Origin of the sequence: Massilia yuzhufengensis, from assembly GCF_900112225.1 — a bacterium.
Taxonomy (GTDB): Bacteria; Pseudomonadota; Gammaproteobacteria; order Burkholderiales; family Burkholderiaceae_D; genus Telluria; species Telluria yuzhufengensis.
This window is the reverse complement of the sequence record NZ_FOLD01000002.1, coordinates 43,055-61,189: the sequence shown is the minus strand read 5'-3', so window position 1 is coordinate 61,189 and position 18,135 is coordinate 43,055. Positions and strand designations below refer to the sequence as shown.

Below are 18,135 nucleotides of genomic sequence, written 5' to 3'. Positions count from 1 at the left end.
GCTTTGTCACTTTTCGCTAGATCAACTTTCGTTGCCCATCGCGCCAAACGCACCCGCCGCTACTGCCTTCTCTCCTGCTGCAGCTTGCGGCCGTTGCTGAAGAGACCGAGATTATAGCGGAAGGATTTCAAAAGTCAAAGACCCGCGCTCGGGTTTCCACTTGGGACTTCCGCGAGCACGCTTCGCGCCTTAGTTAGGCGAATCGCACGGCTCTCCGTTACACTACGCCTGTCAAGGTGGCAAACAATTCCCTGGTTCCGCACGGGCGGCGCCGATCACTAAGAGAAATAAGAAAACGATTTGAAGCAACCTACTCATACCATTCCGAGCCGCGAAGAAATCCTCGCCGTCTTCCGTACTGCCAATAGCCCGATCGACGCGGCTGAACTGGCGCGCGCCCTGAAGGTCAAGCCTGCCGCACAGGAAGTGCTGGGCCGGCGCCTGAACGCGATGGAGCGTGACGGCCAGATCCGCGCCGACCGTAGCGGTACCTATACGCTGGCCGACCAGACCAGCTTCATCACCGGCCGCGTCAGCGCGCACCGCGACGGCTTCGGCTTCGTCATCCCCGACGAAGCAGGCGCCGACCTGTTCTTGAACGACAAGGAAATGAACAAGGTCCTGCACGGCGACCGCGTGCGCGCACGCGTCACCGGCACCGACCGCCGCGGCCGCCTGGAAGGCACGATCGTCGAAGTGGTCGAGCGCGCCAACACCCACATCATCGGCCGCCTGATGAACGAGGGCGGCGTCTGGATCGTCTCGCCCGAAGACAACCGCATGAACCAGGACATCCTGGTGGCGGGCGGCCCGGGCAAGGCCAAGGCCGGCCAGGTGGTCAGCGTCGAAGTCATCGAACAGCCATCGCGCTTCCAGCAGCCGACCGGCCGCATCCACGAAGTGCTGGGCGAGCTCGACGACCCGGGCATGGAAATCGAAATCGCGGTGCGCAAATTCGGCGTGCCGCACGTGTTCTCGCCAGCCGCGCTGAAACAGGCCAACCGCCTGCCGAACGAAGTGATCGACGCCGACCTGCGCGACCGCGTCGACCTGCGCGACGTGCCACTGGTCACCATCGACGGCGCCGACGCACGCGACTTCGACGACGCGGTCTACTGCGAGCCGGTCAAGATCGGCAAGACCCGCGGCTACCGCCTGCTGGTGGCCATCGCCGACGTCAGCCACTACGTCAAGCCGAACGACGCGCTGGACGAAGATGCGATCGAGCGCAGCACCTCGGTGTACTTCCCGCGCCGCGTGATCCCGATGCTGCCGGAAAAGCTCTCCAACGGCCTGTGTTCGCTGAACCCGGCGGTGGACCGCTGCACCCTGGTGTGCGACATGGTCGTCACCCTCGACGGCGAAGTGACCGCCTACCAGTTCTACCCGGCCGTGATGCACTCGGCCGCGCGCATGACCTACGACGAAGTGGCCGATATCCTCGGCAACACCGCCGGCCCCGAAGCCGCGCGCCGTCCGGGCATCGTGCCGCACCTGCTGCACCTGAACGAAGCGTTCCGCGCGCTGCTCAAGGCGCGCCAGGAACGCGGCGCGATTGATTTCGAAACCACCGAGACCTACATCGTCTGCAATGCGGTGGGCAAGATCGAGAAGATCATCCCGCGCACCCGCAACGATGCGCACCGCCTGATCGAAGAGTGCATGCTGGCCGCCAACGTGTGCGCGGCCGACCTGCTCATTCGCCACAAGCATCCGGGCACCTTCCGCATCCACGCTACGCCGACCGAGGAAAAGCTGCTGCAGCTGCGCACCTTCCTGAAGCTGGTGGGCCTGAACCTGGGCGGCGGCAACAAGCCGACCGCGCGCGACTACGCCGAGACCATGCAGAAGATCAAGGAGCGCCCGGACGCGGCGCTGCTGCAGACCATGCTGCTGCGCTCGATGCAGCAGGCCGTCTACAGCCCCGACAACGTCGGCCACTTCGGCCTGGCCTACGAGGCCTACGCCCACTTCACCAGCCCGATCCGCCGCTACCCCGATCTGCTGACCCACCGCGCGATCAAGGCCATTTTGCTAGGGAAGAAGTACGAGCCGAAAGGCATCGAGTTGGGCAAGCTGAACACCACGGTGTCGAATTCGGCGCGCAAGCAGGCCGCCAAGGACAAGGCGGCGGGCACGCAGAAAAATGAAAAAGACCTGACCATCTGGGACGCGCTGGGCGTGCACTGCTCGGCCAACGAGCGCCGCGCCGACGAAGCTTCGCGCGACGTCGAGAACTGGCTCAAGTGCTTCTTCATGCAGGACAAGCTGGGCGAAGACTTCACCGGCACCGTGTCCGGCGTGACCGCCTTCGGCCTGTTCGTCACGCTCGACCAGCTGTACGTCGAGGGCCTGGTGCACATCAGCGCCCTGGGCACCGATTACTTCAAGTACGACGAAGCGCGCCATGAACTGATCGGCGAGCGCAGCGGCCAACGCTACGGCCTGACCAGCAAGGTGAGCGTCAAGGTGGCCAAGGTCGACCTCGAGTCGCGCAAGATCGACCTGGTGCTGGCCGACGCGCCCGAGGCGGTGCCGGCGCCGATGGAACGCGCCCGCCAGGCGGCCATCGAAGCGATGGAGGGCAATGGCAAGCCGGCCAAGGGCAAAGGCCGCGGCCGTGGCCAGGGCCAGGGCGCGCAAGGCGCAGTGAAGCCGTCGCGCTTGACCAGCACCGAAGCCGAACCGGTCGAAGAAGAAGAAGTCGTCTTCGTGCCGCCGACCGGCAGCCGCCGCAAGGCTGCGGCTCCGGAGGCCGCGCGCAAGACCGCCAGCAAGACCGCCAGCAAGACCCCAAGCAAGAGTGCCGCCAAGTCGAGCGCACCGAAAACCAAGGCGGAGGCCAAGACCCCCGCTGCCAAAACCAGCAGGAAGAAGACGTAAGACATGAAAAACAAAATGCTATTCGGCTTCCACGCCGTCACCTCGCGCCTGCGCCATGAAGCGCAGTCGGTGGAAGAGATCTTCGTGGACGCCACCCGCCAGGACCGCCGCATGCAGGACCTGGTCGCCAACGCCAAGGCCGCCGGCGTGCGCGTGATGCCGGTCGATGCCGGACGCCTGGACAAGATTACCGGCACCCGCCGCCACCAGGGCGTGATCGCCTTCGCCAGCCAGCTGGCGCTGGCGCGCAACCTGGACGAACTGCTCGACGCCATCGAAGGTCCGCCGCTGCTGCTGATCCTCGACGGCATCACCGACCCGCACAACCTCGGCGCCTGCCTGCGCGTGGCCGACGGCGTCGGCGCGCACGCGGTCATCGTCCCGAAAGACCGCGCGGTGGGCCTGAACGCCACCGCCGCCAAGGTCGCCAGCGGCGCCGCCGAAACCGTCCCCTACATCACCGTCACCAACCTGGCGCGCACCATGCGCGAGCTGAAGGAACGCGACATCCTGCTCATCGGCACGTCCGACGACGCCGACCGCGGCCTGTACGAAGCCGACTTCACCGGGCCGGCCGCGCTGGTCATGGGTTCGGAAGGCGAAGGCATGCGCCGCCTCACGCGCGAGACCTGCGATGTGCTGGTGAATATTCCGATGTTCGGTTCGGTCGAGAGCTTGAATGTGTCGGTGGCGTCGGGGGTGTGCTTGTACGAGGCGCGGCGCCAGCGCCTGTCGCGCGAGAGCTAACTGGTTTCACGCACAATTGGTTCCCGGCCTTCGCCGGGACGACGGTCTTCAGGCTGGAGGGGTCAAGTACGTTAGCAAGCCGCTAGCTTTCATCCAGCCACATCTCTCAGCACGTCGTACGCGCCACTGGCGCCTACGACTTCCGGCGCAGGCCGGAACCTAATTCCGTTGCGCAGCCCCGCAGGATCCTCCCCCCGCAAGCAAACCGAATAGACATGCGCTACCATCATCACTTGGTTTGCGATCATCCATATTATGTTTTCCAACTTACGCGACGATATCCATAGCATCATCCAGCGCGACCCCGCCGCCCGTAACGGCTGGGAAGTCCTGACCTGCTACGCCGGCCTGCATGCCGTCATCATGCACAGCTGGGCGCACGCCTGCTGGAAGCTGAACCTCAAGTGGATCGGCCGCTTCATTTCCTACCTCGCCCGCATCGTCACGGGCATCGAAATCCACCCCGGCGCCGTGATCGGCCGCCGGGTCTTCATCGACCATGGCTTCGGCGTGGTGATCGGCGAAACCGCCGTGGTCGGCGACGACTGCACCATTTACCAGGGTGTCACGCTGGGCGGCACCACGCTGGTGGCCGGCACCAAGCGCCATCCGACGCTCGAGCGCGGCGTGATCGTCGGGGCCGGGGCCCAGGTGCTGGGCGCGTTCACGGTGGGCGAGTACGCCAAGATCGGCTCCAACGCGGTGGTGATCAAGCCAGTCCCCGGTGGCGCCACGGCGGTGGGCAATCCGGCCCACATCATCCGCAAGGAAGACCAGTCGCGCAGCGCCCACCTGTTCGCCGCCTACGGCGTCACGCCCAACGGCGACGACCCGCTGTCGAAAGCCCTGCGCGGCCTGATCGACCACGTGGCGCGCCAGGACGAGCAGATCGAACGCCTCACCAACACCATGCGCGAGGCCGGGCTGTGTTGTCCGCGGGTGGAGGAGGGTGATAAACTCGATTCGGAACAACTGAACCGACTGGTCGAATAAGGACACGCATGACGAACGAAGCGACGGGCACGCCCGCCAATGGCGCCGAACTGGACCAACTGGAAACCCGCGTGCTGGCGGTGCTCGCGGAAAAAGAGGCGCTCACGCCCGATAACTACCCGATGTCGCTCAACGCGATCGTCAACGGCTGCAACCAGGTGTCGAGCCGCGACCCGATCATGCAGCTCACCGACGACACCGTGCAGGACACGCTGCAGCGCCTCATCGAGCGCAAGCTGGTGAGCGCCATCTCGCAGGCCGGCGCGCGGGTCGTGAAATACGAGCACCGCATGCGCATCAAGTGGACGCTGGAGCAGGACAAGGTGGCGGTGCTGAGCATCCTGATGCTGCGCGGCCTGCAGACCGCCGGCGAGATCCGCACCCGCACCGGCCGCATGCACGAGTTCAAGAGCGTGCAGGACGTCGAGACCACGCTGCAGTTCCTGATCGATAAATACCCGCCGCTGGTGGTCCGCCTCGACCGCGCGGCGGGCACCAAGGAGCCGCGCTACGGCCATCTGCTGGCCGGAGAAATTTCCGCCACCTACGAGGCGCCGTCGTCGGGCGCCGCGCTCGGCGGCGGCGGCGCCAGCCGCGTGGGCCAGCTGGAACAGGAAGTCGCCGCATTGCGCGGCGAACTCGAGGACCTCAAGGCGCAGTTCGAGGCGTTTCGCCAGCAGTTCCAGTAGCCGCTTCAGCCCAGGTCAGTTCGACCACCGCATCGTCGCTCCATGTGTGGTTGCCGATCGGGACGTTGAACGACCTGCCTTCCACTTTCAGCAACGCCGAGCGGTTGCCGTCCACCAGCAGCGCCCGCGCCAGCGGGCGGTCGGTGCGGTAGCCGAAATGCGCATGCCTGCTCGCGCCTTCGAAGCGGGTGTCGTCCGGGTCGCCAAAGAAGCCGCACCAGTCGGTCCGCATCAGGAAGGTGTTGATGGTCAGCACCCAGAAGGTCGGGATCTCGGCCTTGGCCATCGCGATCGTCACCTTGCATTCGAGCCGCAGGTCGCCCAGGCGGCGCTGGTTGTCCGGCAGGCCCGGCGTGCGGATCTCTGGCTCGGTGCGGTAGACGCCCTTCTTGCGATTGAGTTCGAGCTCGCTCGCCGCATCCAGTGCCGCCTCGCTGCGCGGCACCGTGAAGCGTCCGCTGGCGTCGATGGCAAGGGGCAGCTTGAAGCCGTCGTCGCCGGCCAGGCGCACCGCCAGCGGTTCGGGCGATTCATCCTTCTTGCGGGTCGTCACGCGGAACAGCAGGCGTTCGGCGGCGGGCGCCAGCTTGCGGTCGCGCTCGAAGGCGTCCAGGCCGGCCACGATCACCTTGTACTTGCGCACTTCCGGATTGCGCATGGCGTTGACATGCACGGGGTCGAGTTCGCGCACCGCTTCTTTTTCTGCGGCGCCGGCGGCGCCGCAGAGGAGGAGGGTGGCGAGCGTGATGCTGGAGAGTCGGCGCATCGCGGTCAGCCCTCGTCGCGGTAGCGGCGCAGGCGCATCGCCGCGTAGATCATCGCGCTGCCGAGCACCGCGCCAACCCACACACCGGGCGAAGCCAGGGTACGGTAGGACTCGCCCAGCACCAGCATCGCATCCAGGCCCTGGTCCATGCCGGTGAAACGGCTGCCGTCGATTTCGCTCAGCCAGACGCCCGGCGTGAGGCCGCCCAGTCCGCGCAGGATCACCTGTTCGGCGAAGAAGTCGATGTCGATGATCGAGCTCGAGAACTGGCCGACCAGGAAGTTGAACCAGGTGAGCAGCATCAGCACGATCAGCGGGGTGCCCACGGCCCACAGGAAGACTTTCGACCGCGCCCAGCTGGACACCATCAGCAGCCAGCCCACCGTCGGCAAGGCCCACAGGATGTACAGCGGCAGGAAGGCCAGCAGGTACAGGGGGCTCAGGTACAGGCCGGGGTGGCTCAGCACCGGGGCGAACAGGTTCAGGCCCTTGCTCGAGATGCCGATCATGCCCAGCACCAGCAGCAGCAATCCGGTGGCGACCGCGATGGCGATCGTGATCATCGGCGCCACGCACAGGGCGGTGATGACTTTCGAGAGCACGGTGTCGCGCTCGGACAGCGGCAGCGACTTCCAGAACAGGATGCTGCGGTCGCGCCGGTCGTCATGCAGCGCCGACAGGCAGTAGAAGAACACCACCACCGACAGCACCAGGAACAGCGGGGCGGCCACGCCCAGGTAGCTGGTGGCGGCGATGTTGGCGATCTTGTAGCGCAGCGCCGGCGGGAAACCCTGGAACGAGACCACGGTCTGGCCGTCGAACTGGATATTTTGCGGCCCGCCGAAGGCCATGCTGTACAGGAAGCCGCCGCCGATAAACAGGATCATCGCGGCCGCGACGGCCAGCGGGGCCCAGAAGAAGGATCCCTTGTGCTCCCAGAACTCGCGCCGGAGCAGCCATTTCATCGTATTCATGCGTAGGTTCCTTTCATGGTCGCGACGAACAGGTCGGCGACGCTGGGGTTGCGGGTCTCGCCGAGCGTGGCGAGCTGGCTGCGCGAGGCGCCGCCCGGCCTGCTCGAATCGAACAGCATGACCGACTTGCCGAACACGGTGCGCTGGTCGATCGGGGCCAGCGCGTTGGCGGCGCTGACCTTGTCGGCCGGGACCATCACTTCGATATAGCGCTCGCCGATTTCTTCCATCGAGGCGGCCAGCACGATCTTGCCGTCGCGGATGAACATCAGGTCGGTGAGGATGTGCTCGACTTCTTCCACCTGGTGGGTGGTGATGACGATGGTCTTGAGCTCATCAAAATAGTCTTCCAGCAGGTTCTGGTAGAACTGCTTGCGGTAGATGATGTCGAGGCCCAGGGTCGGCTCGTCGAGCACCAGCAGCTTGGCGTCGATCGCCATCACCAGCGCCAGGTGCAGCTGGACGATCATGCCCTTCGACATTTCCTTGACCCGCATGCCAGGCCGCAGCTTGGTATTGGCGATGTAGCGCTCGGCCTTGCTGCGGTCGAAGCGCGGGTGCACGCCGGCCACGAAGTCGACCGCGTCCTTCACCTTCAGCCAGCGCGGCAGGATGGCGACGTCGGCGATGAAGCAGACTTCCTTCATCAGGTCGTCGCGCTGGGTGCGCGGGTCGTAGCCCAGCACCGACAGCTGGCCGTCGAAAGGAATCAGGCCCAGCGCCGCCTTCAGGGTGGTGGTCTTGCCCGAACCGTTGGGGCCGATCAGGCCGACGATGCGCCCGGCCGGGATGTCGAAATCGATGCCGTCGACCGCGGCACGCTTGCCATAGCGCTTGGTCAGGCCGCGTGCGGAGAGCACGGCGCTCATGCCGTGCCTCCGGGCGCGTTGCCGGGCTGGGCCACGTGCAGCAGCTGCTCCAGGCTCAGTCCGAGGCGGCGGATGCGCTCGACCATGGCGGGCCATTCCTCGCGGATGAAGCGCTCGCGTTCGGTGGCCAAGAGTTTCTCGCTTGCTCCTTCGGTAACGTACATGCCAATTCCCCTTCGCTTTTCCACTAAGTTCTCGTCGACCAGTTCCTGGTAAGCCTTCGATACGGTGATCGGATTCAGTTGATACTCGGCCGCGATCTGCCGGACCGAGGGCAGGGCGTCGCCGGCTTTCAGGATACCGTCGAGCATCATGCCCACCACCCGCTCCTTGAGCTGGCGGTAGATGGGGGTGTTGTCATTCCAGCCGACTGTCATGTCCAGTCCTCCTCTGTCGTAGTGCTGCGTGAGCCATGTCCGTCTCCGTGTTGGTGCTGCGTTGAAGTGGTGTTGTAGTGAAGTATAACAGCGGTTTGGTTAGTGTCAACATATGCATTGAACAATGATTGTGGGTGTGTGCGCGGGCGCGGCGTGCAGCCGCTGTTTGGTAGGATGCGTGCAAGCGAATCGATGGAGGAAGCAATGCTGAAATGCCCGAACTGCGGCGTGTCGCCACTGGCGCACGCGACCAGGGAACTGGTGTACAGCTACAAGGGGAAGAGCACGTCCATTCCGGATGTAGTGGCGGAATATTGCGCGGGGTGCAGCGAGGTCATGTTCACCCAGGGCGAGCACGAGCACTACGGCGAGATCATCCGCGCGTTCAGGAAGCAGGTGGACGAGGCCGCGCCTGCCGATATCCGCGACCTGCGCAAGCGGCTGGGGCTCACCCAGCGCAAGGCGGATGCGATGTTCGGGGAAGAGTCGGGGGAGTTTGCCGGGTATGAATCCGGCAAGGAGCAGGCCCCGGTGGCGCTGGTGAAGCTGTTGAAATTATTGGGCAGCCATCCCGAGTTGCTGGACGAGGTCCGGTAGGGTGGCCGGCTCCGCCGGCCGCGCGTTTAAGCAGTGCATGAACAGCCGTCGCCTCTGCTCACGCCAGGTTTGAACGCGCGGGCGGGATACCCGCCCACCCTACGGTAAACCGTGCTGGGCTATGTTGCCGTCGACATCCAGTGAAATCCACCCGCCACGCTGCGGCTCGGTATCCAGCTCCCAGTCCGGCAGCACATAGCGCAGCTTGCCGCCGGTATCGTGCACGGCCGGCCGGTGCGTATGCCCGTGGATGATGACGCCCGCATCGGTCGCGGTGAACAGCGCCTGCACCGCGGCCGGGGCCACATCCATGATCTCGTAGGAGGTGCCCGCCTGGGCCTCGCGGCTGCCTTCGCGCAGGCCGGCGATGATGCTTTTCCTCTGCGCCAGCGGCATGCCGAGGAACTGCTGCTGCCATTCGGGGTCGCGCACCTGGGCGCGGAAGGCCATGTACTTGAGGTCGGCCGTGCACTGGGCGTCGCCATGCACCAGCGCGATCCGCTTGCCGCCCGTGCTAATGACGTGTGGCTCTTGCAGCAGCGTCAATCCGGCCGCTTCGGCAAATCCGGGGCCGACCAGGAAATCGCGGTTGCCCGCCAGCCAATACACCGCCACACCAGCAGCGCTGACGGCGCGGATGGCGTCGACTAGCTGCCGATGAAAAGGCTCGGCGAGGTCATCGTCGCCGGCCCAGTATTCGAAGATATCGCCGAGCAGGTAGAGCCGCTCGGCCTGCACCGCGGGCCCGGCCAGGAAGCGCAAAAAAGCTTCGGCCGTGCGCGGGTGGGCCGCCTGCAGATGCAGGTCGGAGACAAAGAGCGCGAACTGCCTGGACGGCTGCGCAGTCCGCACTTCCTCCATCAGACGACTTCGACTTTCTCGATGATGACCGGTTCAGCCGGCACGTCGGAATGCATGCCGGTGCGCGAGGTCTTGACGCCGTTGATCTGGTCGACGATGTCCTGGCCTTCGGTCACTTTGCCGAACACGGCATAGCCCCAGCCGTCCTGGCCCGGGTAGTTGAGGAAGGCGTTGTCCTTGGTGTTGATGAAGAACTGGGCCGATGCCGAGTGCGGGGCCGAGGTGCGGGCCATGGCGATGGTGTACTTGTCGTTCTTGAGGCCGTTCTTGGCTTCGTTCTCGACAGTCGTGTCGGCCGGCTTTTGCGACATGTTCGGCTCAAAACCGCCACCCTGGATCATGAAGTCCTTGATCACGCGGTGGAAGATCGTGTTGCTGAAGTGACCCTTGTTGACGTAGTCGACAAAGTTGGCAACGGTCTTCGGCGCTTTTTCGGCGTCGAGTTCGACGGTAATGTTGCCCATATTGGTAGTCATGCGAACGCTGGTCATGTGCTGTCCTGTAAGTTGGTTATTGTTAAGAATGCGAAAAACGCATCCCCTATTTTACAAGCTTGTCGCCCTTGAGCACGGTAACGGACTTGATGAAGATGGGTTTTACCGGGACGTTCTGCATGCCGCGCACGTCATCCACCATCACGCCCTTGATCTTGTCGACGACGTCCTGGCCCTTCACGACCTTGCCGAAGACGGTGTAGCCGGAACCCTTGTAGAACGGGTGGTCGATGCCCGAATTGTCGGCCACGTTGATGAAGAATTGCGAAGTGGCCGAATCCGGGTGCTCTTCGCGCGCCATCGACACGGTATAGGGCTGGTTCGACAGGCCATTGTTCGATTCGTTCTTGACCGGCTTGTTGGTCTTGCGGCCCTCGAACTTCTCGTTCATGCCGCCGGCCTGGATCATGAAGCCCTCGATCACGCGGTGGAAGATCGTGCCCTTGTAAAAGTCCTGCTTCACGTACTGCATGAAATTGGCGACCGTTTTCGGCGCCTTGTCTTCGTCGAGCTGGAGTACGATCTCGCCCATCGTGGTCTTGACCGACACCTGCGGGCCTTTCACAACGGGGGCGACTGGCGCGGCGTCCGGGACGGCGGCGGCGGGCGTTTCCGTCTGCGGCGAAGCCAGCGCCAGGCCGGAGAAGAACAGGGCGGCGGCGCCCAGGGCCAGGCGTTGCAGGGCAGGGCGGCGGAACGGGATCTGCGTTGTCATGGATTTCCTCTGGTGGACCTCGCGCAAGGCGGTGTCAAGTCTTTTGCCGAAAAATAAAGCTGAACCATATGCGGCCAGACGGGATTTTAACAATGCTATACTTTGCGAACAGCATTTCATTCTACCAAAGAAGAACAACACCGAGGGTTCAGACGATCTCGATGCATTCCGGCCGTGCCGCTTTTCCTGGCTTGCCGCCGAATTGCCGCGACATCCTGATGATTCCCCTCACCAGAACACACCCATGAGCCAACTGAAGATCTACAACACGCTCGCGCGTGACAAGCAGGTATTTGTCCCGATGGAAGCCGGCAAGGTCGGCATGTATGTGTGCGGCATGACCGTCTACGATTATTGCCACATCGGGCACGCGCGGATGATGATGGCCTTCGACGTCATTTACCGCTGGCTCATGGCCTCGGGCTATGAGGTCAAATACGTCCGCAACATCACTGACATCGATGACAAGATCATCCGGCGCGCGGTGGAGAACGGCGAGACCATCGGCGAGCTGGTGGCGCGCAACGTCGCCTACATGGACGAAGATATCGCCGCCCTCAACATGCTGCCGCCCACCGTGGTGCCGCGCGCGACCGAATACGTGCCGCAGATGCTGTCCATCATCGAGCAGCTGGAAGCCAAGGGCCTGGCCTACAAGAGCGATGACGGCGACGTCAACTACGCCGTGCGCGGCTTTAACGGTTACGGCAAGCTGTCCGGCAAGTCGCTCGACGACCTGCGCGCCGGCGAGCGCGTGGACGTCACTAGCGGCAAGCGCGACCCGCTCGACTTCGTGCTGTGGAAGGCCGCCAAGGAGGCCGAACCGGCCGAAGCGAAATGGGATTCCAAGTGGGGCAAGGGCCGTCCGGGCTGGCACATCGAATGCTCGGCCATGTCCTGCGCCACCCTGGGCGAACACTTCGATATCCATGGCGGCGGCGCCGATTTGCAATTCCCGCACCATGAGAACGAGATCGCCCAGTCCGAAGGCGCCTTCGGCGGCGAGATGGTGAACTACTGGATCCATAACGGCTTCGTACGGGTCGACAACGAGAAGATGTCCAAGTCGCTGGGCAACTTCTTCACCATCCGCGACGTGCTCAAGCAGTACGACGCCGAGGTCATCCGCTTCTTCATCGTGCGCGCCCACTACCGCAGCCCGCTGAACTATTCCGACGCCCACATCGACGATGCCAAGGGTGCGCTCACGCGCCTGTACACGGCGCTGTCGACCGTCGACCTGGAAGGCGAGACGCCGGCGGTGGATTGGGACGAAGCCCACGCGCTGCGTTTCCGCGAAGCGATGGACGACGATTTCAATACCGCGCTGGCAGTGGCCGAGCTGTTCGATCTGGCCAGCGAGCTCAATCGCACCAGGTCGGTGGAGACGGCGCGCCAGCTGAAGGCGTTGGCCGGCGTGCTGGGCCTGCTCGAGCGTTCGCCGCAGGCATACCTGCAGGCGGGCGTGGGCGAGGACGCCGCGAACGATGCGGGCATCATTGAGGCCATCGCGCGCCGCGCCGCCGCCAAGAAGGCGCGCAATTTCGCCGAGGCGGATGCTATCCGCGCCGAACTCACCACCGCCGGCATTGTCCTCGAAGACAAGCCGGACGGAACGACGACCTGGCGCCGCGCATAATGGCCGCGGACAAGGACAAGCCCGACGCCGATGCCGCGTCGACGGGAGAGCTTTCCGTTCCCGCCTACTGGGCGGAAGCGAAGGCCGCGCTGATGCAGCGCGACCGCATCATGAACAAGCTCATCCCGCAGATCGGCGACCTGCACCTGCGCGGCCATCCCGACCCCTTCACTACGCTGGCGCGCTCGATCGTGGGCCAGCAAGTGACGGTAAAGGCCGCCGATGTCGCCTGGGGCAAGCTGCTGGCGATCTGCCCCAAGCTCTCGCCCGCCCAGGTGATCAAGGCCGGCGCGCTCGAGCTGGCCGGCTGTGGGCTGTCCAAACGCAAGACCGAATACATCCTCGACCTGGCCGACCATTTCAAGGCCAAGCGCGTGCATGCCGACCTGTGGTCGGAAATGGATGACGAAGCCGTCATCGCCGAGCTGGTCCAGATCCGCGGCATCAGCCGCTGGACAGCGGAGATGTTTTTGATATTTAATCTGCTCCGGCCGAATGTCCTGCCGCTGGATGATCCCGGCCTGATCCAGGGCATCAGCCAAAACTATTTCTCTGGCGAACCAGTTTCGCGCAGCGATGCACGCGAAGTCGCGGCCAACTGGGAACCCTGGCGCACGGTCGCCACCTGGTACCTGTGGCGCAGCCTGGATCCGGTCTCGAATTAGTTTCTAGTGCGGGCGGGCTGCCCGCTACGGTAAAATAACGCCTGATCAGCCGCGCGGAAACGCTGCGGCCACGAAATATTCCGGAGGTACAATGACTAAAACAACTTTCCTCAACTTCGAACAGCCAATCGCCGAGCTGGACTCCAAGATTGAAGAACTGCGCTTCGTGCAGGACGATTCCGCCGTCGACATCTCCGAAGAGATCGACCGCCTCGACAAGAAGAGCCAGCAACTGACCAAGGATATCTACGCCAAGCTCACCCCTTGGCAGGTGTCGCAGATCGCCCGTCACCCGCAACGTCCCTACACCATGGACTACGTGAACGCGATCTTCACCGACTTCCACGAATTGCACGGCGACCGCAGCTTCGCCGACGACCAGTCGATCATCGGCGGCCTGGCCCGTTTCAACGGCCAGTCCTGCATGGTCATCGGCCACCAGAAGGGCCGCGACACCAAAGAGCGCGCGATGCGCAACTTCGGCATGCCGCGCCCGGAAGGCTACCGCAAGGCCATGCGCCTGATGAAAGTGGCGGAAAAATTCGGCCTGCCGATCTTCACTTTCGTCGACACCCCGGGCGCCTTCCCCGGCATCGACGCCGAAGAGCGCGGCCAGTCGGAAGCGATCGGCCACAACCTGTATGTCATGGCCGAACTGAAAGTGCCGCTGATCGCCACCATCATCGGTGAAGGCGGCTCCGGCGGCGCGCTGGCGATCGCCGTGGGCGACGCCGTGCTGATGCTGCAATATTCCACCTATTCGGTCATCTCGCCGGAAGGCTGCGCCTCGATCCTGTGGAAGACCTCGGAGCGCGCCTCCGACGCCGCCGACGCGCTGGGCCTGACCGCGCACCGCCTCAAGGCCATGGGCCTGATCGACAAGATCGTCAACGAGCCGCTGGGCGGCGCCCACCGCGACCCGAAACAGATGGCGCAATTGCTCAAGCGCGCACTGGCCGACACCCTGCGCCAGTTCCAGGGCGTCAAGACCAAGGACCTGCTCGAAGCCCGTCACCAGAAGCTGATGAGCTACGGCAAGTTCAAGGAAACGCTGCCAAGCGAAGAGTGAGCCAGTCCAAGGCCGGAGCCGTTCCGGCAATCTGTGCGCAGGCCTTGAACGGCCTGCGCGACACGTATTCCCCCACCTCGATGGCGATTGCCTGCAGTGGCGGCCTCGATTCGATGGCCCTGCTGCGGCTCTGCCACGCCTGGGCCGCGCCCCAGGGCATCGCACTCTACGCCTTCCACGTCCACCACGGCCTGAGCCCGCATGCCGACGCCTGGCTGGCGCATTGCGCGCAAGCCTGCGCGGCGCTCGGCATCGCCTTCGATGCGCGCCATGTCGACGTGCTCAAGGGCAAGGACGGGGTCGAATCGGTAGCGCGCAAGCTGCGCTACCGCGCGCTGGGCGAAATGTGCGTGGCGCACGGCGTGCCGCTGCTGCTTACCGCCCACCACCTCGACGACCAGGCCGAAACGGTGCTGCTGCAACTGCTGCGCGGCTCGGGCCCGGCCGGCCTGTCCGGCATGGATGCGGCCAACCACGCCCCCGACCTGCTGGGCGATGAAACCCTGGTCATGGCGCGCCCGCTGCTGCCGCTGTCGCGCGCCCAGCTCGAAGCCTACGCGGCCACCGAGGCCCTGGCCTGGGTCGAGGACGAATCCAACAGCGACCCGCGCTTTGCCCGCAACGCGCTGCGCCACGGCGTGATGCCGGCGCTGGCCGCCAGCTTCCCCGGCTACCAGGCGCGCCTGGCGCGCGGCGCGGCCCACGTGCAGGCGGCCCAGCGCATCCTCGACGAGGTGGCGGCGCAAGACCTGGCCGCCTGCCTGGAGGGCGACACGGTTGACCTGGCGCGCCTGCAGGCCTTCAGCCGCGACCGCGTCGACAACCTGCTGCGCCACCTGTTCGCGAGCCGCGGCCTGGCGATGCCGTCAACGGCTTGGCTTGGCGAAATGGTGTCGCAGCTGTTTTCCGCGCGCGAAGATGCCCAGCTGAAAGTGACTCACCCGTCCTGCCACATCCGCCGCCACCGCGGCAAGCTGCACATCACGCCCAAGCTGCCCGACCTGGCCGGCATGCGCGATCCGGACGACGAGGGCGTGATCGTCAAGGAAGGCGAGACCTTCCTGTGGCGCGGCGAAGCGGCGCTGCCCTTCCCGGCCTATGGCGGGGTGCTGCATTTCGACGTCGCCGCTAGCGGCTTCGATCCGGCCTGGCTGCGCAGCCGACAATTAATCATCGATTTCCGCAAGGGTGGCGAGCGCCTCAAGCCCGCCGCCAACCGTCCTACCCGCAGCCTGAAGGCGCATTACCAGTCGCTGGGCGTGCCAGCCTGGGAGCGCGAGCGTGCGCCGGTCGTCAGCACCGGCGCGGACTTGCTGTTCGCTGCCGGCATCGGCATGGATTGCCGCCATATGGTGGAGGGGCAGGGCGGCTTGATTGCCTTGCGCTGGGTTGCGGACCCTAGCCAGGGTGCATAGAAGTTTCTATACGAAAAAGGTATTACTTTATTTTCTTTTCGTATAGCTTTTTCTCCCCCCCAGTCTTGTGATAGTGCGCTGCAGCATGCTAGAGTAAAGGTCCCCTTTTGATCTTTCAACAAGCTGGAACCCTCCTGATATGGCTTTAATTGTCCACAAATATGGCGGGACGTCGATGGGCTCGACGGACCGTATCAAGAATGTCGCGACCCGCGTAGCCAAGTGGCATGACGCCGGCCACCAGGTCGTGGTGGTGCCCTCCGCGATGTCCGGCGAAACCAACCGCCTGATTGGACTGGCCAAGGAGATCATGGCGCAGCCGGACCCGCGCGAACTCGACATGATCGCCTCGACCGGCGAGCAGGTCTCGGTCGGACTGCTGGCGATGGCGCTGCTGGCGATCGGCAAGGATGCGGTCTCCTACACCGGCTGGCAAGCCGGCATCCGCACCGACTCGTCCTTCACCAAGGCGCGCATCCAGTCGATCGACGACACCCGCGTGCGTAGCGACCTCAATGCCGGCAAGATCGTCATCATCACGGGTTTCCAGGGCATGGACGAGGATGGCAACATCTCGACCCTGGGCCGCGGCGGTTCGGATACGTCGGCGGTGGCCATTGCGGCCGCGCTGAAGGCCGACGAATGCCTGATCTACACTGACGTGGACGGCGTCTACACGACCGACCCGCGCGTGGTGGACGAGGCGCGCCGCCTGTCGAAGATCACCTTCGAAGAAATGCTCGAGCTTGCCTCGCTGGGCTCGAAGGTACTGCAGACCCGCTCGGTCGAGTTTGCAGGCAACTACCAGGTCCCGACGCGCGTGCTGTCGTCGCTGACCGATCCCCTGATGCCGCTGGACGAAGAAGCGAAGTCCGGCACCCTGATTTCGTTTGAGGAAGAAAGCAATATGGAACAAGCCGTCATCTCCGGTATCGCCTTCAATCGCGATGAAGCCAAGATCACCGTCCTGGGCGTGCCGGACAAGCCGGGCGTCGCCTTCCACATCCTCGGCCCCATCGCCGAAGCCAATGTGGAAGTGGACATGATCATCCAGAACCAGTCGGTCGACGGCAAGACCGACTTCACCTTCACCGTCTCGCGTAACGACTACGTGAAGGCGATGAGCGTGCTGGAAAGCCAGCGCGAAGCCCTTGGCGCCGCCAAGGTGCTGGGCGACGCCAAGGTGTCGAAGGTGTCGGCGGTAGGCGTGGGCATGCGCAGCCACGTCGGCGTGGCTTCGCAGATGTTCCGCACGCTGGCGGAAGAGGGCATCAACATCCTCATGATCTCGACCTCGGAGATCAAGATCTCGGTGCTGATCGACGAGAAATACATGGAACTGGCCGTGCGCGCCCTGCACAAGGCATTTAACCTGGAAGAGGGTTAATTATTTTCAGAAATTTTGCTGTGCAATCTTGACCAAATGGGGTGCAGACCTTAAGATGCCTGCACTCAGCGCTGACTGCGAAGTTGGTCCTGATTGGAGACGTGGCCGAGTGGCCGAAGGCACATCCCTGCTAAGGATGCATACGGCTTATACCTGTATCGTGGGTTCGAATCCCACCGTCTCCGCCAAGTTGCAAAAGTGAAAGCCACCCTCGGGTGGCTTTTTCTTTTGCAACTTCGCGTAGACGAGGAGAGCGCCTGCGCGCTCTCCGCGTGGGATTCGAAGCGCGTCCGCCTGCAGGCGGCGCGGCGGCCTGCGGAACGCAGGCGAATCGCCACTCTGCGCCCGCATCGCGGGCTCCCCGCGAGCGCAGCTCGCGTCCTCTCCCCACTTTAGCCTTTGAACCTTCGCCCCGCATCCTAACAAGAACACCCCGGCGGCAACCTCCCCGGTACATACCCAAAGGACTCGACCGGCACAATGGTCGTCGCCCGATGAAGCGGCACGCGTAGGTCAATGAACGGCAATATCATCTGCGCTGGCACCGCATTGCATACGGAAGCGTCTGCAGGATCACAGACCTGCACCTGCACAAAGTGGATGCAGTTTGCAGCATGCGAATTGGTCATGCACACCCGCCGGTTTTCGCTGGCGTTCGCTGGCCACGAGCCCGCAGGGATATGGGACAAATCAAACGCAAGGTAGCTCAGGCGGATATGTTCGTCGGTAATTGGCGGCGCAAGCATGAGTTCGCCAGGAGAGTTCCTGAATATTGCGTGCTGCCTGACCGCCGCAATCGCGGTGTCGGTTGGATAGACCTTGACCGCAGCCGCAGCACCACGCCGCGTTACTTCCTGCAAGGTGTTAAAGACAAATAGCAGGCGTGCAGTCTCGATGATCCCGAATACGAGACTAAAAAAAATGACCGCCAGAAGGGCAAACTCTACCGCGGCCGTGCCAGCCTGCTTGAACGGAGGGCGCTGGAGCTTGCGCAT

General features: G+C 64.1%; 18 protein-coding genes and 1 tRNA gene. 11 read left to right on the top strand and 8 right to left on the bottom strand.

Going from position 1 to position 18,135, the window contains the following annotated elements; genetic code table 11:
• The first annotated feature begins 300 nt into the window (after nucleotides 1-300).
• The 4 genes from rnr (at nucleotide 301) to BM031_RS02160 (ending at nucleotide 5,312) form a co-directional block, all read left to right on the top strand.
• A complete protein-coding gene (rnr, locus tag BM031_RS02175; RefSeq protein ID WP_091870527.1) occupies nucleotides 301-2,883 on the top strand; it encodes a ribonuclease R in 2,583 nt (860 codons plus the stop codon).
• A gap of 3 nt (nucleotides 2,884-2,886) precedes the next feature.
• Complete coding sequence (gene rlmB / locus BM031_RS02170) at nucleotides 2,887-3,630, top strand: 23S rRNA (guanosine(2251)-2'-O)-methyltransferase RlmB (RefSeq protein ID WP_091870524.1); 744 nt, start codon at nucleotides 2,887-2,889, stop codon at nucleotides 3,628-3,630.
• 255 nt (nucleotides 3,631-3,885) lie between these two features.
• On the top strand, nucleotides 3,886-4,623 hold the full coding sequence (gene cysE, locus BM031_RS02165; RefSeq protein WP_091870522.1) for a serine O-acetyltransferase: 738 nt from the start codon (nucleotides 3,886-3,888) through the stop codon (nucleotides 4,621-4,623).
• Between the two features lie 8 nt (nucleotides 4,624-4,631).
• A complete protein-coding gene (locus BM031_RS02160) occupies nucleotides 4,632-5,312 on the top strand; it encodes a YceH family protein (protein WP_091870520.1) in 681 nt (226 codons plus the stop codon).
• On the opposite strand, the gene BM031_RS02155 is transcribed toward BM031_RS02160, so the two are convergent.
• The 4 genes from BM031_RS02155 to BM031_RS02140 are packed head-to-tail and all read right to left on the bottom strand — an operon-like array spanning nucleotide 5,272 to nucleotide 8,298.
• Nucleotides 5,272-6,078, bottom strand: a complete 807-nt coding sequence (locus BM031_RS02155; protein WP_091870517.1) for a hypothetical protein — start codon at nucleotides 6,076-6,078, stop codon at nucleotides 5,272-5,274. The genes BM031_RS02160 and BM031_RS02155 overlap by 41 nt on opposite strands.
• Nucleotides 6,079-6,083: 5 nt before the next feature.
• Entirely contained in the window at nucleotides 6,084-7,052 is a 969-nt protein-coding gene (locus BM031_RS02150) for a hypothetical protein (protein ID WP_091870515.1), read from the bottom strand.
• Nucleotides 7,049-7,921 (bottom strand): ABC transporter ATP-binding protein, encoded by an 873-nt coding sequence (locus BM031_RS02145; protein ID WP_091870512.1) that lies wholly within the window; start codon nucleotides 7,919-7,921, stop codon nucleotides 7,049-7,051. Before BM031_RS02145 ends, BM031_RS02150 begins: the two co-directional genes overlap by 4 nt.
• Nucleotides 7,918-8,298, bottom strand: coding sequence for a GntR family transcriptional regulator (locus BM031_RS02140; protein ID WP_091870510.1), 381 nt, complete (start codon nucleotides 8,296-8,298; stop codon nucleotides 7,918-7,920). The genes BM031_RS02145 and BM031_RS02140 overlap by 4 nt, the downstream gene beginning before the upstream one ends.
• A gap of 204 nt (nucleotides 8,299-8,502) precedes the next feature.
• Between BM031_RS02140 and BM031_RS02135 the strand changes: the two genes are divergently transcribed.
• Nucleotides 8,503-8,895 carry a type II TA system antitoxin MqsA family protein gene (locus BM031_RS02135; protein WP_091870507.1) on the top strand — a complete coding sequence of 131 codons (393 nt, stop codon included), beginning with the start codon at nucleotides 8,503-8,505 and terminating at the stop codon, nucleotides 8,893-8,895.
• 99 nt (nucleotides 8,896-8,994) lie between these two features.
• On the opposite strand, the gene BM031_RS02130 is transcribed toward BM031_RS02135, so the two are convergent.
• The 3 genes from BM031_RS02130 to BM031_RS02120 are packed head-to-tail and all read right to left on the bottom strand — an operon-like array spanning nucleotide 8,995 to nucleotide 10,965.
• Nucleotides 8,995-9,756 carry a UDP-2,3-diacylglucosamine diphosphatase gene (locus tag BM031_RS02130; protein ID WP_091870505.1) on the bottom strand — a complete coding sequence of 254 codons (762 nt, stop codon included), beginning with the start codon at nucleotides 9,754-9,756 and terminating at the stop codon, nucleotides 8,995-8,997.
• Complete coding sequence (locus BM031_RS02125) at nucleotides 9,756-10,247, bottom strand: peptidylprolyl isomerase (protein ID WP_091870502.1); 492 nt, start codon at nucleotides 10,245-10,247, stop codon at nucleotides 9,756-9,758. Before BM031_RS02125 ends, BM031_RS02130 begins: the two co-directional genes overlap by 1 nt.
• Nucleotides 10,248-10,296: 49 nt before the next feature.
• Nucleotides 10,297-10,965 (bottom strand): peptidylprolyl isomerase, encoded by a 669-nt coding sequence (locus BM031_RS02120; protein ID WP_091870500.1) that lies wholly within the window; start codon nucleotides 10,963-10,965, stop codon nucleotides 10,297-10,299.
• 244 nt (nucleotides 10,966-11,209) lie between these two features.
• Between BM031_RS02120 and cysS the strand changes: the two genes are divergently transcribed.
• The 6 genes from cysS (at nucleotide 11,210) to BM031_RS02090 (ending at nucleotide 17,328) form a co-directional block, all read left to right on the top strand.
• Complete coding sequence (gene cysS, locus BM031_RS02115) at nucleotides 11,210-12,604, top strand: cysteine--tRNA ligase (protein WP_091870497.1); 1,395 nt, start codon at nucleotides 11,210-11,212, stop codon at nucleotides 12,602-12,604.
• Nucleotides 12,604-13,269, top strand: a complete 666-nt coding sequence (locus tag BM031_RS02110; RefSeq protein ID WP_091870495.1) for a DNA-3-methyladenine glycosylase family protein — start codon at nucleotides 12,604-12,606, stop codon at nucleotides 13,267-13,269. The genes cysS and BM031_RS02110 overlap by 1 nt, the downstream gene beginning before the upstream one ends.
• 91 nt (nucleotides 13,270-13,360) lie before the next feature.
• Nucleotides 13,361-14,338, top strand: coding sequence for an acetyl-CoA carboxylase carboxyltransferase subunit alpha (locus tag BM031_RS02105; protein ID WP_091870492.1), 978 nt, complete (start codon nucleotides 13,361-13,363; stop codon nucleotides 14,336-14,338).
• Nucleotides 14,335-15,753 carry a tRNA lysidine(34) synthetase TilS gene (tilS, locus tag BM031_RS02100; RefSeq protein WP_370660029.1) on the top strand — a complete coding sequence of 473 codons (1,419 nt, stop codon included), beginning with the start codon at nucleotides 14,335-14,337 and terminating at the stop codon, nucleotides 15,751-15,753. The genes BM031_RS02105 and tilS overlap by 4 nt, the downstream gene beginning before the upstream one ends.
• A gap of 139 nt (nucleotides 15,754-15,892) precedes the next feature.
• Entirely contained in the window at nucleotides 15,893-17,140 is a 1,248-nt protein-coding gene (locus BM031_RS02095; protein ID WP_091870489.1) for an aspartate kinase, read from the top strand.
• Between the two features lie 95 nt (nucleotides 17,141-17,235).
• Nucleotides 17,236-17,328 (top strand) — tRNA-Ser (locus BM031_RS02090).
• Nucleotides 17,329-17,559: 231 nt separating this feature from the next.
• Here BM031_RS02090 and BM031_RS02085 read toward each other — a convergent pair.
• A complete protein-coding gene (locus tag BM031_RS02085) occupies nucleotides 17,560-18,135 on the bottom strand; it encodes a TadE/TadG family type IV pilus assembly protein (RefSeq protein WP_177207628.1) in 576 nt (191 codons plus the stop codon).

Coding starts and splice junctions, on each gene's coding strand:
- rlmB (WP_091870524.1), top strand. CDS start 2,887: ATGAAAAACAAAATGCTATTCGGCTTCCACGCCGTCACCTCGCGCCTG.
- cysE (WP_091870522.1), top strand. CDS start 3,886: ATGTTTTCCAACTTACGCGACGATATCCATAGCATCATCCAGCGCGAC.
- BM031_RS02160 (WP_091870520.1), top strand. CDS start 4,632: ATGACGAACGAAGCGACGGGCACGCCCGCCAATGGCGCCGAACTGGAC.
- BM031_RS02155 (WP_091870517.1), bottom strand. CDS start 6,078: ATGCGCCGACTCTCCAGCATCACGCTCGCCACCCTCCTCCTCTGCGGC.
- BM031_RS02150 (WP_091870515.1), bottom strand. CDS start 7,052: ATGAATACGATGAAATGGCTGCTCCGGCGCGAGTTCTGGGAGCACAAG.
- BM031_RS02145 (WP_091870512.1), bottom strand. CDS start 7,921: ATGAGCGCCGTGCTCTCCGCACGCGGCCTGACCAAGCGCTATGGCAAG.
- BM031_RS02140 (WP_091870510.1), bottom strand. CDS start 8,298: ATGACAGTCGGCTGGAATGACAACACCCCCATCTACCGCCAGCTCAAG.
- BM031_RS02135 (WP_091870507.1), top strand. CDS start 8,503: ATGCTGAAATGCCCGAACTGCGGCGTGTCGCCACTGGCGCACGCGACC.
- BM031_RS02130 (WP_091870505.1), bottom strand. CDS start 9,756: ATGGAGGAAGTGCGGACTGCGCAGCCGTCCAGGCAGTTCGCGCTCTTT.
- BM031_RS02125 (WP_091870502.1), bottom strand. CDS start 10,247: ATGACCAGCGTTCGCATGACTACCAATATGGGCAACATTACCGTCGAA.
- BM031_RS02120 (WP_091870500.1), bottom strand. CDS start 10,965: ATGACAACGCAGATCCCGTTCCGCCGCCCTGCCCTGCAACGCCTGGCC.
- cysS (WP_091870497.1), top strand. CDS start 11,210: ATGAGCCAACTGAAGATCTACAACACGCTCGCGCGTGACAAGCAGGTA.
- BM031_RS02110 (WP_091870495.1), top strand. CDS start 12,604: ATGGCCGCGGACAAGGACAAGCCCGACGCCGATGCCGCGTCGACGGGA.
- BM031_RS02105 (WP_091870492.1), top strand. CDS start 13,361: ATGACTAAAACAACTTTCCTCAACTTCGAACAGCCAATCGCCGAGCTG.
- BM031_RS02095 (WP_091870489.1), top strand. CDS start 15,893: ATGGCTTTAATTGTCCACAAATATGGCGGGACGTCGATGGGCTCGACG.
- BM031_RS02085 (WP_177207628.1), bottom strand. CDS start 18,135: ATGCGCAAGCTCCAGCGCCCTCCGTTCAAGCAGGCTGGCACGGCCGCG.